This window comes from Streptomyces sp. NPDC041814 (assembly GCF_055590565.1).
Genome location: NZ_JBVJAM010000008.1, coordinates 303,164 through 317,691, shown reverse-complemented (window position 1 = coordinate 317,691; position 14,528 = coordinate 303,164). Strand labels below are relative to the sequence as shown.

The window sequence follows — 14,528 nt, the reverse complement described above, 5'->3', positions numbered from 1 at the left end:
TCTGACCTGTGCGGCGGGCATCGGCTTTCCGGTCCTTCCGGCGATGCCCGCGGAAGCGGCGGATTCCGTTCCGCAAACGGGCGCGGAGGGGAGCGGCGAGTGCACTTTTCCGATGCCGCGGCAGATCCAGGGCCGCCCCTGGTCACTTCAGCGGCTCGTTTTCGACCAGCTCTGGCAGGACACCAAGGGCAAGGGCGTCCGGGTCGCGGTGATCGACACCGGGGTGGACGACACCAACCCGCAGCTGAGGACCGCCGTCGACCGCGGCGCCGGTGCCGACCTGCTTCCGGCGCGGAATCCGGACGGCTCCGCGGCCAAGGGCAAGGGCAAGCCGGGCGGCGGGGACGGCACGACGGATCAGGTCGGCCACGGCACCAAGGTCGCGGGCATCATCGCCGCCAGGCCGCGCGCGGGAACCGGGTTCGTCGGCCTGGCCCCGGAGGCGACGATCATTCCCATCCGGCAGAACGACGACCAGGGCACCGGCACCGCCGCGACGATGGCCGCCGCCATCCGGCACGCCATCAAGGAGCACGCCGGGGTCATCAACATCTCCCAGGACACCGTGCGGCCCCTGCTCGCCGACTCGGAGCTGGCCCGGGCGGTGCGCGAGGCGGTGGAGAACGACATCGTCGTGGTGGCCTCGGCGGGCAACGACGGACTCGCCGCGCAGGTCAAGGCCACCTACCCGGCGGCGTACCCAGGGGTCCTGGCGGTGGCCGCGTCCGACCGCAACGACGAGCGGGCGCCGTTCTCGCAGACCGGTGACTTCATCGGCGTCGCGGCACCGGGCGTCGACATGGTGTCCACCGTCCCCAGGGGCGGCCAGTGCGTGGACAACGGCACCAGCTTCTCCGCGCCGTACGTGGCCGGGGTGGCCGCGCTGATCAGGGCCAAGCACCCGGACTGGAAGCAGGCCCAGGTGGTCGCCCAGATCGAGCAGACCGCGGTGCGCGCGGTGAACGGGCGGGACGACTTCGTCGGGTGGGGGGTGGTGGATCCGGTGCGCGCCCTCAACGACGACGAGCACCCGGTCGACGCGCCCACCCCGGACCGCGCGGTCGCGGACGGGCCGGTGGGGCCGGAGCCGGTGGCGCTCCAGCTGGGGGAGACCAGGCAGGAGCGGATGACCCGGATCTCCACGTACGCCCTGGCCGCGACCGGACTCCTGGCGGCGGTGATCGCGGGCGTCGCGGTCCTGGTGCGGGACCGGGACCGTCGGATGCCGGCTCGCCGGTGAACAGGTGAATATTCGACAACTCGGTTTGTCTTAAAGCGTGTTGGCACCGTTTGCCTTTGCAGCTAAGGTGGCAAACGCAAAATTGCGGTCTGACCCGGACGCGGTTGCCGGCGGTCCGGAAGCCCGCACCATTCCTTGCAGGGGGGAAGACGCGTAATGGGAGACAAAGACAAGTTCAAGATCTCAGCCGAAGAGATCGACCGGCTCGTCCTCGAACTCGACCACATGCACGACACGCTCCAAGGCCGGATCACCGCTCTCAACGGGGTCATCGACGCGGTCGAGGGCCACTGGAAGGGCGTCGCCGCCAACGCGTACAACGGTCTTCAGACGCAGGTCAACCTGGATGTGCGCGCGCTGAAGGAACTTCTGGACTTCACGCGGGAGGCGGTCCGGATGAGCCGCGACGGCTTCGACGCCGAGGAGATCGAGCGGCTCAACAGCTTCAAGGGCATCGGTGGCGTCGACCACCTGGGCAGCAACGGCATCCTGGACCGGTTCCAGGTCTCGTAGCCCCGCCCGCGTATCCCGTTCGCCTTCCGCATCCCGTTCAGGAGACCGCTCATGGAGATCACGTACTCAGGCGTCGTCGAGGCGTCCAATCAGGTCAGGTCCGCCGCCGACAGCATCAAGACCCAGCTCGAAACGCTGGACGGCAAGGTCAAGGCCGTCGTCGCGACCTGGGACGGTGAGACCCAGCGGGCCTTCTACGACCGCCACAGCGGCTGGGACCTCAAGGTCAACCACATGCACGAGACGCTGGTGACGATCGCGAACAAGCTTCTGGAAGCGACCGAGGGCTACCACGCGAACGACCTCGCCCAGTCCCGGCGCTTCCACGGCTGACCGTCGGCCCGCCGGTGCGGGGCGGGGGGGTCCGCCTCCCGCACTCGCGGGCCGCGGCAGCACGGCACTTTTAGGGGGGTGCTGGCATGGGATCCCGTCTTCCGGACGATCCACCGCTGTACGAACCGGGCGGGCCCGACCTGGACGCGCCGGGCGAGTCGCTGAAGAGCTTCAAGTCCCGTGTGGACCGGCTGCTCATGACGCTCGACAGGTCACCGGCCGCGCACGGCCGCATCACGGAGCAGACGGTGACGGTCGACGCGTACGGCTCCGCCGGATTCACGGAGGCCGTCCTCCTGCACGCCACCTACACGGTGGTGCACTCGCGGCTGACGCAGCTCTCCATGATGCTCGGCGAGCAGCTGGAGGCGATGGGCATCACCGTCGACCTCGCGGACCGGGGCTACGAGCACGTCGATCACGAGTACGCCGCGCGTCTGAACACCATCCGGAAGCGTGTCGAGGCCGTCTACCGGCCGCCGGACGCCGATGCGGACACGGACGGGCCGGCAGGCGCCCGGAGCACGTCCGGCGGGCAGGCCGGCTACTAGCCACGTGAACGGAACGGGGAGGGGACGACCATGGAGGGTCACGGCAAGCTGCCGCCGCTCAACACCACCGCGCGCATCACGGACTTCGAGAACATGTCGTTCGAGGACATGCTCAACATGATTCGCGGGGTGGACCCCATGTCGATCATGGGGCGCGGCCGGGCGCTGGTCGACGCGCAGACCGAGATCGAGAAGATCGGCACGGAGCTCAAGGAGCACGTGAGCCGCACGACGTGGAAGGGCAAGGGCGGCGACGCCTTCCGCGAGTGGGGCCACGACTTCGCCAAGGAGACGCTCAAGCTGGCCGACTACGCCGGTGCCGCGGGCGCCTCGCTGCAGACGGCCGGTCAGGCGTTGATCGAGGTCAGCACGGTGTTGAACAGCCACCCCCTGGCCACGATGAAGCCCACGGCGAGCGTGGCGGCGGAGAAGGTCCGGCTGGAGGCCGTGGAGGAGGCGCGGAACGAGGCGATCCCGCAGATGAACAAACTCGCCTCGTACTACATGACGGCGCAGCAGATGATCGCCGCGCAGGAGGAGCCGCGCTTCAAGCCGCTGCCGGATTCCGCGCTGCCGGTACCGGTCGACTCATGGAAGAAGCGATACGGCTCCGAGGGGGGTTCGGATGTGCCCCCGGTCTCCGGTGGGCAGAGCACCAGTGGCCCGGGGGCCGGTCACCAGTCGGTCACCGCACAGCCCGTCGACGGTGGCACGTCGCCCGTTGCCGGCGTGTCCGCGCACGTTCCGAGCGCCGTGTCCCCTTCACAAGCGGTCAGCGCGACGCCCGGGGCGCCGGACACTACGCGCACAAGCATCGACACGGTGACGATGCCGCAGGTCCCGCCGACCACGACTCCGCAACCGCCCGGTGGGCCCCCGCCGCAGCTTCCGGTGAGCGGTGGGGGCCCGACCCCCATTCCGCCCGTGGCGCTGCCCTCGCGGACGGGCCCCTTCGCTCCGGGGGGCCCGCGCGTGACCCCCGTCGCGCCCGTGGGCAGAGGCGGCGTCGAGAGCATCCGGCCTCCGGCGGGCCCCCGGGCCGACCCGGCCATTCACGGCGGGATGCCCGCCCGGCCTGTGACCGGCCCGGTCTCGGGCGGCCCGCGAGGCACCGTCATCGGCGGTGAAGGGCCGGTCACCGGCCGCGGCATGATGGGCGGTCATGGTGCCGGGCCGGTCGGCTCCCCCGTGGGGCGCGGCGTCGGCGCCGGTGCCTCGCGCCGCCTGGTCACCGAGCCCGGCGGTACGGTGGGGACGCCTCGCGGCACGGGAACGGCACGAGAGTTCACGCCCGGCGGCAGCGGACTGGTGCGAGGGGCGGGCATGGGTGCGATGGGCTCGATGGGCGGTGCGCCGAACGCGCGTCGGCGGCCCGGGCGACGGGACGGCGGCGAATCCCCGGACTACCTCACCGAGGACGAGGAGACCTGGGACACGGGGGACGGTGTGGTCCCGCCCGTAATCGACTAGGACACGAGTGGGTGGCATGAGGTCAACGGTCTGGCGACGGCGTGGGCGGACGTCGGCGGTGCTCTCTGCGCTCGGGACCCTGCTTCTCCTCGGCGGTGTCGTCGCCCCGGCCGCGGCGGCGGACACCATGCGTGACCGCGAGTGGTACCTGGACCGGATGCAGGCACCGGCGATGTGGAAGGCCACCACTGGCAAGGGGATCACCGTCGCCCTGGTCGACACCGGGGTGATCCCCACCGTCCCCGAACTGACGGGGAAGGTACTCAAGGGCAGGAACTTCATAGAGCCCGAGCGCGGCGCCCACAAGGACGAGGACGGGCACGGAACCGCGATGGCGATGCTGATCGCGGGCAATGGGGTGAACGGCCAAGGAGTGAAAGGCCTCGCGCCCGACGCGCGCATCCTCCCTCTGACGGTCATCGGTTCGTACCGGGACTCCGGCATCAAAAGCATCCCGGCGCTGGTCGAAGCCATCCGGTATGCCGCCGACAGCGAAGCGCAGATCATCAGCATGTCCTTGGCCTTCGCCGCCTACTTGGTCGATGAGCAGGCGCGGCAAGACATCCAGCAGGCCGTGGACTACGCCATCGGGCGCGGGAAGCTGCTCCTGGCCGGCACCGGCAACACCGGCGAGGAGGGAAACGACCTCGCGTACCCCGCGGCCAGTCGCGGTGTCGCGGGTATCGGGGCCGTTGACAAGACGGCCACGGTCACCAAGTACTCGGTTTCCGGCCCTCAGGTGGCGCTCGCCGCGCCAGGTGAGAACATCCCGATCCTCTGCGGCGGCGGGGAGCCCGGGTACTGCGACAGCGGCGGCACCAGCCAGGCCACCGCCCTCACCTCCGCGTCCGCCGCGCTCATCTGGTCCCTGCACCCGGACTGGACCGGCAACCAGGTCCTTCGCGTCCTCATGAACACCGCGGGCAAGCCCACCACGGGTACCGTCCCGAGCCGCTACCTCGGGTACGGCACCATCCGCCCACGCGTCGCGGTCCTCGAAGGCCCGGGAGACCCGGGCCCCGCCGATGTGAACCCTCTGGTCGAGGCCCGCGAGGCCGCCGCACCGTCGCCTTCCCCGTCCCCTTCCGGGAGCGCGCCGAGGCAGCCGCTACCGGACGCCACCCCGGTGGCGACGGGCGACACCGGCCGGGGCGGTGGGAGCACCGCCGTCTGGATCGTCACCGGAGCGGTCGCGGCCGCGGTGGTGGCCGCCGGCGCGGTCCTGCTGGTGCGCCGCCGCAGGGCCGGGCAGGCGGACCGGGCCACCGCGTACAGCGTCTACTACCCGAACGGGCGCTAGTCCGCGTCCGGCGCCAGCCACCCCGTCTGGATCAGTGCCGACGCGCCCCGGCGGGTGACGAACAGACCGCGTCCGGGCGGCAGCGGGCGGGCCTTCACGTTCCCGAGGAGTTCGCCCTCGCCGGGGTGGCCGGACAGGACGACGCCTTGGGCCCCCAGCTCCTTGAAGCGCTGGATGAAGGGTTCGTACGAGGTACGTCCGGCGCCCGCGCTGCTGCGCGCGATGATGAAGTTCACGCCGGTGTCCCGGGCGAATGGCAGGTTGTCCACCAGCTGGGCCAGCGGGTTGCCGGAGGACGTGGCCACCAGGTCGTAGTCGTCCACGATGATGAACGCCCGGGGCCCGCGCCACCAGCTGCGGGTGCGCAGCTGCTGCGGGGTCACGTCCGGCCCGGGGATACGGCTGGTGATGAGTGTGTTCATGTCGCCCAGGTACGACGCGAACGTGCTCTGTGCCGTCGCGTAGCCGACCAGGTACGGCTCCGGCACGCATTCCAGCAGGCCGCGCCGGTAGTCCCCGACGCAGATCAGCGCCTCCTGCGGGGTGTAGCGGGCGGTGATCTGCCTGATGAGGAGCCGCAGCAGGGCCGTCTTGCCGGATTCCGACTCGCCGAACACCGCGAACAGCGGGTCGGTGTCGAAGTCGACGTACACCGGGGCGAGGTTCATCTCGTCCATGCCGATCGCGACCCCGCGCCGCGCGGTGCCGGCGGGCCCGGTCGGCAGGTCCCGGGCGGCCAGCATCCGGGGGAGCATCCGGACCGCCGGGGCGTGCGGACCGGGCCAGCTGTCGGACACCTCGCGGACGAACGCGGCGGTCGCGTCGGACAGGTCGTCGCCGCCCCCGCCCGCCGAGTCGTCGGTGCGCGGCAGGGCGCCCATGAAGTGCAGCTTCTCCGCCGTGATGCCGCGGCCCGGGGTGCCGACGGGCACATTCTTGGCGACCTTGCGGTCCAGCTCGGAGTCGGTCGGGTCGCCGAGGCGCAGCTCCAGGCGGTTGAGCAGCTGGTCCCTGAGCGCGGCGCGCATTTCCATGTACCGGGAGACCGTGGCGACCAGGTGGATGCCGAGGCCGAGGCCCCGGGCGGCGATGTCGGCGACGACGGGCTCCAGGAACTCGTAGTCCGTCTTGAAGGACTGCCAGCCGTCGATGACCAGGAAGACGTCGCCCCACGCCTCGTCCGGCAGCCGTCCGGCGGCGCGCAGCCTCCGGTAGGTGGCGATCGAGTCGATGTTGTTGTCCCGGAAGAACGCCTCGCGCCGGCCGAGGATGCCGGCGATCTCGGCGACCGTACGGCGGACCTTCTCCGGGTCGAGCCGGGAGGCGACCCCGCCGACGTGCGGCAGGCCGGCGACGGCGGACATGCCTCCGCCGCCGAAGTCCAGCCCGTAGAACTGCACTTCGTGCGGGGTGTGGGTGAGGGCGAAGGAGCCGATGAGGGACCGCAGGAGGGTCGACTTCCCGGAGCGTGGCCCGCCCACGACCAGCATGTGGCCGGCGGCGCCGGAGAAGTCACGGACCAGGGTGTCGCGGCGCTGCTCGAACGGCTTGTCCACCAGGCCGAACGGGACGACGAGGGCGCCGTTCCGCGCGTACTCGGGGGAGTGGAGACCGCGTTCGGGCGTGACCGTGCGCGGGGGCAGCATCCGGTCGAGCGAGGGTGCCTCGGTGAGTGGCGGCAGCCACACCTGATGGGCCTGGGGCCCCTGCCCTTCCAGGCGTCGGGCGATGACGTCGAGGACCGTGTCCGCCAATGCGTCGGGCGTGGTCCGGCCGGGCGCGGGAGAGAGGTCCGGATCGGGCTCCGGGTAGTGCACCTCGACCGGGGTGGCGGTGAACAGGACGGGGCGGCGGTCGATGGCAGGACCGTCACCGGTGACGGGCGCGGACCCGGGCCGGTAGGCCCCCGACACGTATGCCGCCTTGAAGCGGGTCATCCCCTCCGTGCCGAACTTCAGGAACCCGGAACCGGGCACCGACGGCAGGTGGTAGGCGTCGGGCACCCCCAGGGCGGTGCGGGACTCGGCGGCGGAGAACGTCCGCAGACCGATCCGGTACGAGAGGTAGGTGTCCAGTCCGCGCAGCCGCCCCTCCTCCAGGCGCTGCGACGCCAGCAGCAGATGCACGCCCAGCGAACGGCCGATGCGGCCGATCTGGATGAACATGTCGATGAAGTCCGGCTTGGCGCTGAGGAGTTCGCTGAACTCGTCGATCACCAGGACCAGTGAGGCCAGCGGCTCCAGCGCGGCCCCCGCGGCGCGCGCCTTCTCGTAGTCGGTGAGGTTCGCGTAGTTGCCCGCAGCGCGCAACAGTTCCTGGCGGCGCTGGAGTTCACCCGTGATGGAATCCCGCATGCGGTCGACCAGGGTCAGGTCGTCCGCCAGGTTCGTGATGACCGCGGCGACGTGCGGGAGGTCCGCCATCCCGGAGAAGGTGGCACCGCCCTTGAAGTCCGCCAGGACGAAGTTCAGCGTCTCCGACGAGTGGGTGACCGCCAGGCCCAGCACCAGGGTGCGCAGCAGTTCGGACTTGCCGGAACCGGTCGCGCCCACGCACAGCCCGTGCGGCCCCATGCCCTCCTGCGCGGCCTCCTTGAGGTCCAGCATGACCGGGGAGCCGTCCTCGCCGACACCGATCGGGACCCGCAGCCGGTCGGCCGCCGAACGCGGCCGCCACACCGTCTCGGTGTCGACGGCGGCGGGGTCGCCGATGTTCAGCAGGTCCGTGAAGTCCAGGTTGGCGAGGAGTGGTTCGTCGTCTTCGGACCCGCTGCCCATCCGGAACGGGGCCAGTCGGCGGCCCAGCGCCTCGGCGACCTCGACCGGCAGCCGGTCGGGCGTGCCGTGGTAGGTGGCGCCGGCCGATTCCAGCCGCAGCCGGCCCGGCCGTACCGCGATGTGCAGCCCGCCGCGCGGCTCCTCCAGCTCCTCCGGGGCGATCTCCACGACGGTCACCCCCTGAAGCCCCTCCGCCGAGGCGAACAGCGAGTTCTGCGGGACGACGCCGCCGTCCAGGACGAGGACGACATGGGGTTGGTCCAGGAGCGGTGTGGCCTCGCGGTTGAAGCGTGAACGGCCGTCCAGGGCGGGGCGGAGCAGCTCTTCGACCTCGGCCAGGTCGTCGCTGAACATCCGCTTGGTGCCTGCCCCGTCGTAGGCGCCCGGGACCTGGGTGTGCGGCAGCCACTTCGTCCAGTCCCACTGGTCCGTGACGCCCGGGGCGGCGACGACCGCGACCACGAGGTCGTCCGGGGAGTGCAGCGCGGCCAGTCCGGCGACCATCGCACGGGCGGAGCTGCGTACCGACTCCGGGTCGCCGGAGACCACGACGTGATAGAAGGCGCGCAGGGACACCGCCATGGGCAGGCGTTCCAGCGAACCGTGCGTGGCCAGGAACCGGTGCATGGCACCGGCCGACAGCGGTTCCAGCTCCTCCACCGGTGCCGTGGTGGGCGCGACGAGCGGGGTCCACAGCTGCTGCGGGCCCAGTCCGACGCGGACCTGCCCGAAGTCGTCGTCGCCGATGCGGCGCTCCCAGAGCTGTTCCCCGTCCACCAGTGACCACAACTGGTCCGGGTCCGGGTGCAGATAGAACTGCGCCTCGCGCTGGGCGCGCGCGGTGCGGCGCACCTTGCGCCGGGTCTGCGCGAGGTACTTCAGATAGTCGCGGCGCCCCTCGGCGGACTGGCCCTGGGTGCCCTTGCGGTGCCGCACCACCTGGGCGATGGCCATGGCCACGGTGGACAGCAGCATCATGACGCCCATGATCTTCATGAACGGGTGCGAGCCCGGCATGAAGAAGAACACCACCGACGAGCCCATGCCGAGCATCGGCAGGAGCTGCATCGCCACGCCCTCCTGCTGCCCGCGCGGCAGCTCCGGAGGCGGCTCGACCCGCAGCTCCTCAGCGGGAGTTGAGGGTGGCAACGCGCGGGGCGGGCGTTTGACGACGATCTGGGACACCGGCGAATCAGCCCCTCAGTGCGGCCCGGAGCCCTGTGGGCCGGCACCCCCGTGGCAGCGACCTACCTCCGCGCGCCGATCATCCTAATGTAGGCATGGAGGGTCCTCGATAGGGTGAAGTCCAGTGGGCGTACGACAGTGCTCCACGGGCTCGGTCCGGGAGCGCGGATAAGCGAACGAGGGGACCACGCGGGTGAGTTCGACCCTGACAAGCACCGGCTTCTGTCGCATCACGGTCGTGGCGCCGGACAGTCGTATCGACGTTGCGCTGCCGGACGACGTCACGGTCGCCGACCTCCTGCCGGAGATCCTGCGGCTGACCGGCCAGGAGACGCCCCCGGGCGCACCGCCCGGCTACCACCTGACCCGCCGTGACAACACCGTGCTCGACGCGTCGCGCACACTGAGTGTCCAGCGCGTGCTGGACGGGGACGTGCTGCGGCTGAGGCCCTTCACCGAATCGCTCCCGCCCGCCGTCTTCGACGACGTCGCCGACGCGGTCGCCTCGGCCGTCCGCAAGGACCGCTCCCTCTGGGACGACCAACTCCTCCGTGCCGCCGGGCTCTTCGGCGGTGCGCTGCTGCTCGTCCTGATGGGCTTCCTGGTCTGGTTCGCCGACCCGGTGCGGCACGACATGCACGGGCTCCCGGGCGTCGTCGCCGCCGCCGTCGGCCTGCTGCTCGCCGCGCTCGCCGGGGTCCGTGCCCGGCGCTACGCCGACCGGGGTTCCGCCGTCGCTCTCGGCCTCGCGGCCCTGCCGCACGTCATGATCGCCGGATCCGGGCTCCTCGCCCTCGATCCGGGCACCGGGGCCGGGCGCCTCCAGTTCATGCTGGGCTGCGCCGCGGTGCTCGTCGTCTCCGCCGGGCTCGTCGTCGCGATGCCCGCGGGGGACGCCCCGTTCGTGGCGTTCGTCCTCGCCTCGGGCGTCGGGACGCTCGCCACGTACCTGTCCATCGTCACGGAGGCCCGCCCCCGCGACACGGCCGCCGTCTGCGCCGTCGTCGCGATCGGTGGCCTCGCCTTCCTGCCCGGCATCTCCGCCCGTGTCGCCCGGCTGCCCATCGGCTACGCGGCCCCGCACCCCACGACGGACGCCGACCTCGACCGTGACCCCGGGCTCGGCGACGCCGACCCCGTCGACACCGAACGCATCGCCGCCCAGGCCCGGCGCGGCCACGAACTGCTCCTCGGCCTCGTCGGCGGGTGCAGCGTCGTGGTGGTCGCATCGGCCGCCGTGCTCGGCTTCTCCTCCGACGCCTGGGGCCGGTCCCTCGCCCTGACCGCCGGACTCGCGATGCTGCTGCGCGCCCGGCTCTTCCGTTACACCGCCCAGGTGGCCGCCGTGCTCGGCGCGGGCATCGCCGCGCTCGGCCTGCTGGTGCTCGGCCTGGCCCTCAACCCCCCGGCCGACGCGCTCACCGCGCTCCTGACCGAGAACGACCACGGCCCGCTCGACCTCCGTACGCTGTGGCTCGCCGCAGCCGTCGCGGGCGGCGCCGCCCTGCTGACCGGGATCGCGCTGATCGTCCCCCGCAAGGGCCTCTCCCCGTTCTGGGGCCGCCTCTCCGACCTGTCGGAGACCCTGCTGCTCCTGACCCTGGTCCCGCTCTGCCTGGCCGTCCTCGACATGTACTCAGCGGCCCGCTCCATGACCGGCTGACGCCCGCCGCGACGTATCCCGTGCGCCTCGGTGCCGTACAAATCGTTCCGGCCCCCCGGCCCCCGCACCCGTTCGATTACAGTGCTGCGCAGTTGCCGCACAGTCGCACAGGGGAACGAAACCACGGCATACGGGAGTGGCGCGGTGAGCACAGGGATGGCGGCCGTCTGGGGGCGGGCCGAGCAGCAGGACTTCCGCAGCCGGGTACGCGGCACCCTCCTCGGCGGCGCCATCGGGGACGCGCTCGGCGCGGGCGTCGGCGGGCTCACCCTGGAGGAGATCCGCGCCGCCCACGGGCCCGACGCCGTCACCGGCTTCGTGCCCGCCCACGGGGCGCGCGGCACGGTCACCGCCGCCACGCAGCTCACCCTGTTCACCGTCGACGGGCTGATCCGCGCCCAGGTCCGCCGGGACACCGGTGCCTGGCACCCGCCCACCGATGTGCACCGCGCCCATCTGCGCTGGGCCGCCACGCAGTACGACTGGGGGCCCGACGAGCGCCGCGAGGACAACGGCTGGCTCGCCGGGCAGGAATGGCTCTACGCCCGCCGCGACCCCACCCGGGAGTGCCTGGGGGGCTTCGGCGACGACATCATGGGCACCCTGGACCGGCCCAAGTACCCGGCCGCGCACGACGCCGCCGCGCTCACCCGGTCCGCGCCGTTCGGGCTGCTCGTCGGCTGGGAGCAGCGGCTGGTGTTCCAGCTCGCCGTCGAGTGCGCCGCGCACACCCACGGGCACCCCACCGCCCTGCTCTCCGCCGGTGCCTTCGCGGCCGTCGTGCACGGGCTCGCGCGTGGCGAGACCCTGGACGGCTCCGTGCAGCACGCGCTGGGGCTGCTCGCGGACCGCCCCGGCCACGAACCCGTGACCGAGGCACTGGGGCGGGCCCTCGGCGCCGTGCGCCAGGGCATCCCGGGGCCCGCGCTCATCGAGTCCCTGGGCGTCACGGACTCCGCCGAGGAGGTGCTGGCGGTCGCGGTGTACTGCGCGCTCGTCGCGGAGGACGTGCGGCACGGGCTGCGCCTCGCGGTGAACCACGGGGGCCCGTCCGCCGCGACGGGGGCGCTGTGCGGGGCGATGCTGGGCGCCATGCACGGGGAGACCGCGCTGCCCCCGGCCTGGCTCGCCGAGCTGGAGGGGCGGGCCACCCTCCTCGAACTCGCCGACGACTTCGCCATGGAGATGACCCAGGGGCCCGCCCTGCACAGCCCGGCCACCGCCGCCCCGGGCTGGCTGGCCCGCTACCCGCGCTGAGCCTCCCCCGCCGTGCCCTCGGTGGCGGCCCCGATGTCCTGCGGGCCGCCCTGCGCCGGGACGGCGGCCGCGCCGGACGCCCCGGGCCCGTCGCCGTCCGCGTTGATCCGCTCGATCAGCGCGTCGCGTTCCGGGGTGTCCTCCGGGCGTACGAAGCCGATCACCACGTACAGCACCAGCGAGATCGCCAGCGGCAGCGCCACCTGGTACTGGAGCGCCACCCCTTCCTTCACCGAGCCGTCCAGGTCGTAGTTGGTGAAGTAGAACGCCAGCAGCCCCGCCGCCCAGCTGGTGAGCGCCGCCGTCGGCCCCGACTTACGGAAGCGGCGCAGCAGCCCCAGCATGAACGGGATGGCGATCGGGCCCATCAGACCGGCGACCCACTTGATGACGACCGAGATGATGTCCTTGAACGTAGGCGAGTTGATCTGCGTGGCCAACGCCATGGACAGACCGAGGAAGCCCAGCGTGGACAGGCGCGCGGCCAGGAGCCCGGCCCGGGCGTTCCAGTTGCGGGCGGCCTTGGAGAAGACCGGGGCGATGTCCCGGGTGAAGACGGCCGCGATCGCGTTGGCGTCGGAGGAGCACATGGCCATCGTGTGCGAGAAGAACCCGACGATCACCAGGCCCAGCAGTCCGTGCGGGAGCAGCTGCTCGGTCATCAGCGCGTAGCTGTCGGAGGCGTCCGGCTTCTGCGCGTCGACGAGCAGCGGGGCGCACCACATCGGGAAGAAGAGGACGGTCGGCCAGACCAGCCACAGGATGGCGGAGAGCCGCGCCGAACGGGTCGCGGAGGCGGCGGAGTCCGTGGCCATGTAGCGCTGGGCCTGGTTCCACATGCCGCCGTTGTACTCGAAGGTCTTGATGAAGAGGAACGCCAGCAGGAACGTGACGGTGTACGGGCCGGCCGTCGGATCCGCGTGGCCCTCGGGCAGCTTGTCCCAGACCGTCCACAGGGTGCTGAAGCCGTCCAGTTCGCGCATGACGGTGATGAGCATCGCGAGGCCCGCGAGCAACTGGATGACGAACTGCCCCAGTTCGGTGAGCGCGTCGGCCCACAGTCCGCCGACCGTGCAGTAGACGGCCGTGATGATGCCGGTGATGAAGATCCCCTGGGTGAGGGTGATCCCGGTGAAGACGGACAGCAGCGTGGCGATGGCGGCCCACTTGGCGCCGACGTCCACGATCTTCAGCAGCAGCCCGGACCAGGCGAGCGCCTGCTGCGTCGGCACGTTGTAGCGGTTCTTCAGGTATTCGAGCGGCGAGGCCACGTGCAGCCGCGAGCGCATCCGGTTGAGCCGGGGCGCGAACATCTTGGCGCCGATGCCGACGCCGATGGCGATCGGCAGCGACCAGGTCACGAAGGACGTGACGCCGTACTGGTACGCGATGCCGGCGTAGCCCGTGAACATCACGGCGCTGTACCCGGACATGTGGTGCGAGATGCCGGAGAGCCACCAGGGCATCCGGCCGCCCGCCGTGAAGAAGTCGCTGACGTTGTCGACACGCTTGTGGGACCAGAGCCCGATCGCGATCATCACGCCGAAGTAGCCGATGAGCACGACCCAGTCGAGACTGTTCATATGTCCCCTCCCGGGGTCCGCCTTGTGAACAGGGTGCGCACTTCGCCAGTACGGCCGCTCAGCGGTGCCCCGTGCGGGAGCGGGGACTTCGGGGATTGAACCGTCTGCGCGGTACCCCGGTCAAGGACCCTTTCGGTCATAGATGTGAACACAGATCAGCAAGAGGAACGATTTTACTTGTTCTTGACTCACGGAAGCGTTGTAGTGAACGTGACGGCGGCCACACGATGAGCGGGCGCTTCGCCAGGTCGTGAGCGCAGGGAAGCACGCAGAAGACCGCACGGGATGCGGGTCCCGTGCGGTCGAGAAGGAGGGGAACTGCCAGAGAATCCGGCCCGGAAAAGGCGAAAGCCCTCTCGGCCAGGACGGCGGGCCGGTCGAGAGGGCTTGGTGCGGGCCGCGGCGCGAGCGTGCGGCCGGGTCGCGCGGTCTCAGAACTTGGCGGCGCGCGAGACGTCCAGGACGAACGCCGACCAGGTCTTCGCGGAGAAGTCGAGGACTCCGCTGCTCACGCTCTTCGAGTCGCGGACCAGCAGCGCGTGACCCTCCGCCGCCTTGACCTCCACGCAGTTCCCATTCGCGGAATAGGAGGACTTCGTCCACTCCGTCAGTGCGTTCTGCCGAATCGCCATAATGACTCCGATGGTTGTGCCGGT

At 71.4% G+C, this 14,528-nt stretch carries 11 protein-coding genes; 8 read left to right on the top strand and 3 right to left on the bottom strand.

Annotated features, from left to right (window positions below):
* The first annotated feature begins 112 nt into the window (after window positions 1-112).
* The 6 genes from mycP to ACZ6C6_RS21915 all read left to right on the top strand — a co-directional run bounded on the left by mycP (window position 113) and on the right by ACZ6C6_RS21915 (window position 5,407).
* Window positions 113-1,240 (top strand): type VII secretion-associated serine protease mycosin, encoded by a 1,128-nt coding sequence (mycP, locus tag ACZ6C6_RS21940; protein WP_469204949.1) that lies wholly within the window; start codon window positions 113-115, stop codon window positions 1,238-1,240.
* 156 nt (window positions 1,241-1,396) lie between these two features.
* Window positions 1,397-1,753 (top strand): WXG100 family type VII secretion target, encoded by a 357-nt coding sequence (locus ACZ6C6_RS21935; RefSeq protein ID WP_469204948.1) that lies wholly within the window; start codon window positions 1,397-1,399, stop codon window positions 1,751-1,753.
* Between the two features lie 51 nt (window positions 1,754-1,804).
* The gene (locus ACZ6C6_RS21930; protein ID WP_469204947.1) at window positions 1,805-2,086 is read left to right on the top strand and encodes a WXG100 family type VII secretion target; all 282 of its coding nucleotides are present in this window, start codon (window positions 1,805-1,807) and stop codon (window positions 2,084-2,086) included.
* Window positions 2,087-2,172: 86 nt separating this feature from the next.
* Window positions 2,173-2,637 (top strand): hypothetical protein, encoded by a 465-nt coding sequence (locus tag ACZ6C6_RS21925; protein WP_469204946.1) that lies wholly within the window; start codon window positions 2,173-2,175, stop codon window positions 2,635-2,637.
* A 30-nt stretch (window positions 2,638-2,667) separates the two neighbouring features.
* The gene (locus ACZ6C6_RS21920; RefSeq protein ID WP_469204945.1) at window positions 2,668-4,107 is read left to right on the top strand and encodes a WXG100 family type VII secretion target; all 1,440 of its coding nucleotides are present in this window, start codon (window positions 2,668-2,670) and stop codon (window positions 4,105-4,107) included.
* Between the two features lie 58 nt (window positions 4,108-4,165).
* Window positions 4,166-5,407: a S8 family serine peptidase gene (locus ACZ6C6_RS21915; protein WP_469204944.1), complete on the top strand. Its 1,242-nt coding sequence runs from the start codon at window positions 4,166-4,168 to the stop codon at window positions 5,405-5,407.
* On the opposite strand, the gene eccCa is transcribed toward ACZ6C6_RS21915, so the two are convergent.
* Window positions 5,404-9,369, bottom strand: coding sequence for a type VII secretion protein EccCa (eccCa, locus tag ACZ6C6_RS21910; protein ID WP_469204943.1), 3,966 nt, complete (start codon window positions 9,367-9,369; stop codon window positions 5,404-5,406). The two genes, ACZ6C6_RS21915 and eccCa, sit on opposite strands and share 4 nt — an antisense overlap.
* Window positions 9,370-9,562: 193 nt before the next feature.
* Here eccCa and eccD point away from each other — a divergent pair, with 193 nt between their 5' ends.
* Together eccD and ACZ6C6_RS21900 are read left to right on the top strand one after the other, a co-directional pair.
* Window positions 9,563-11,032: a type VII secretion integral membrane protein EccD gene (gene eccD, locus ACZ6C6_RS21905; protein WP_469204942.1), complete on the top strand. Its 1,470-nt coding sequence runs from the start codon at window positions 9,563-9,565 to the stop codon at window positions 11,030-11,032.
* A gap of 144 nt (window positions 11,033-11,176) precedes the next feature.
* Complete coding sequence (locus tag ACZ6C6_RS21900) at window positions 11,177-12,289, top strand: ADP-ribosylglycohydrolase family protein (protein ID WP_469204941.1); 1,113 nt, start codon at window positions 11,177-11,179, stop codon at window positions 12,287-12,289.
* Here the strand turns inward: ACZ6C6_RS21900 and ACZ6C6_RS21895 are convergent.
* The gene (locus tag ACZ6C6_RS21895; RefSeq protein ID WP_469204940.1) at window positions 12,277-13,872 is read right to left on the bottom strand and encodes a sodium:solute symporter family protein; all 1,596 of its coding nucleotides are present in this window, start codon (window positions 13,870-13,872) and stop codon (window positions 12,277-12,279) included. The genes ACZ6C6_RS21900 and ACZ6C6_RS21895 overlap by 13 nt on opposite strands.
* Before the next feature lie 431 nt (window positions 13,873-14,303).
* Window positions 14,304-14,504 (bottom strand): DUF397 domain-containing protein, encoded by a 201-nt coding sequence (locus tag ACZ6C6_RS21890; protein WP_469204939.1) that lies wholly within the window; start codon window positions 14,502-14,504, stop codon window positions 14,304-14,306.
* Window positions 14,505-14,528: the final 24 nt, after the last annotated feature.

What these genes read in the sequence shown, in the direction of transcription:
- mycP (WP_469204949.1), top strand. Translation starts at nt 113, where the DNA reads ATGCCGCGGCAGATCCAGGGCCGCCCCTGGTCACTTCAGCGGCTCGTT.
- ACZ6C6_RS21935 (WP_469204948.1), top strand. Translation starts at nt 1,397, where the DNA reads ATGGGAGACAAAGACAAGTTCAAGATCTCAGCCGAAGAGATCGACCGG.
- ACZ6C6_RS21930 (WP_469204947.1), top strand. Translation starts at nt 1,805, where the DNA reads ATGGAGATCACGTACTCAGGCGTCGTCGAGGCGTCCAATCAGGTCAGG.
- ACZ6C6_RS21925 (WP_469204946.1), top strand. Translation starts at nt 2,173, where the DNA reads ATGGGATCCCGTCTTCCGGACGATCCACCGCTGTACGAACCGGGCGGG.
- ACZ6C6_RS21920 (WP_469204945.1), top strand. Translation starts at nt 2,668, where the DNA reads ATGGAGGGTCACGGCAAGCTGCCGCCGCTCAACACCACCGCGCGCATC.
- ACZ6C6_RS21895 (WP_469204940.1), bottom strand. Translation starts at nt 13,872, where the DNA reads ATGAACAGTCTCGACTGGGTCGTGCTCATCGGCTACTTCGGCGTGATG.
- ACZ6C6_RS21890 (WP_469204939.1), bottom strand. Translation starts at nt 14,504, where the DNA reads ATGGCGATTCGGCAGAACGCACTGACGGAGTGGACGAAGTCCTCCTAT.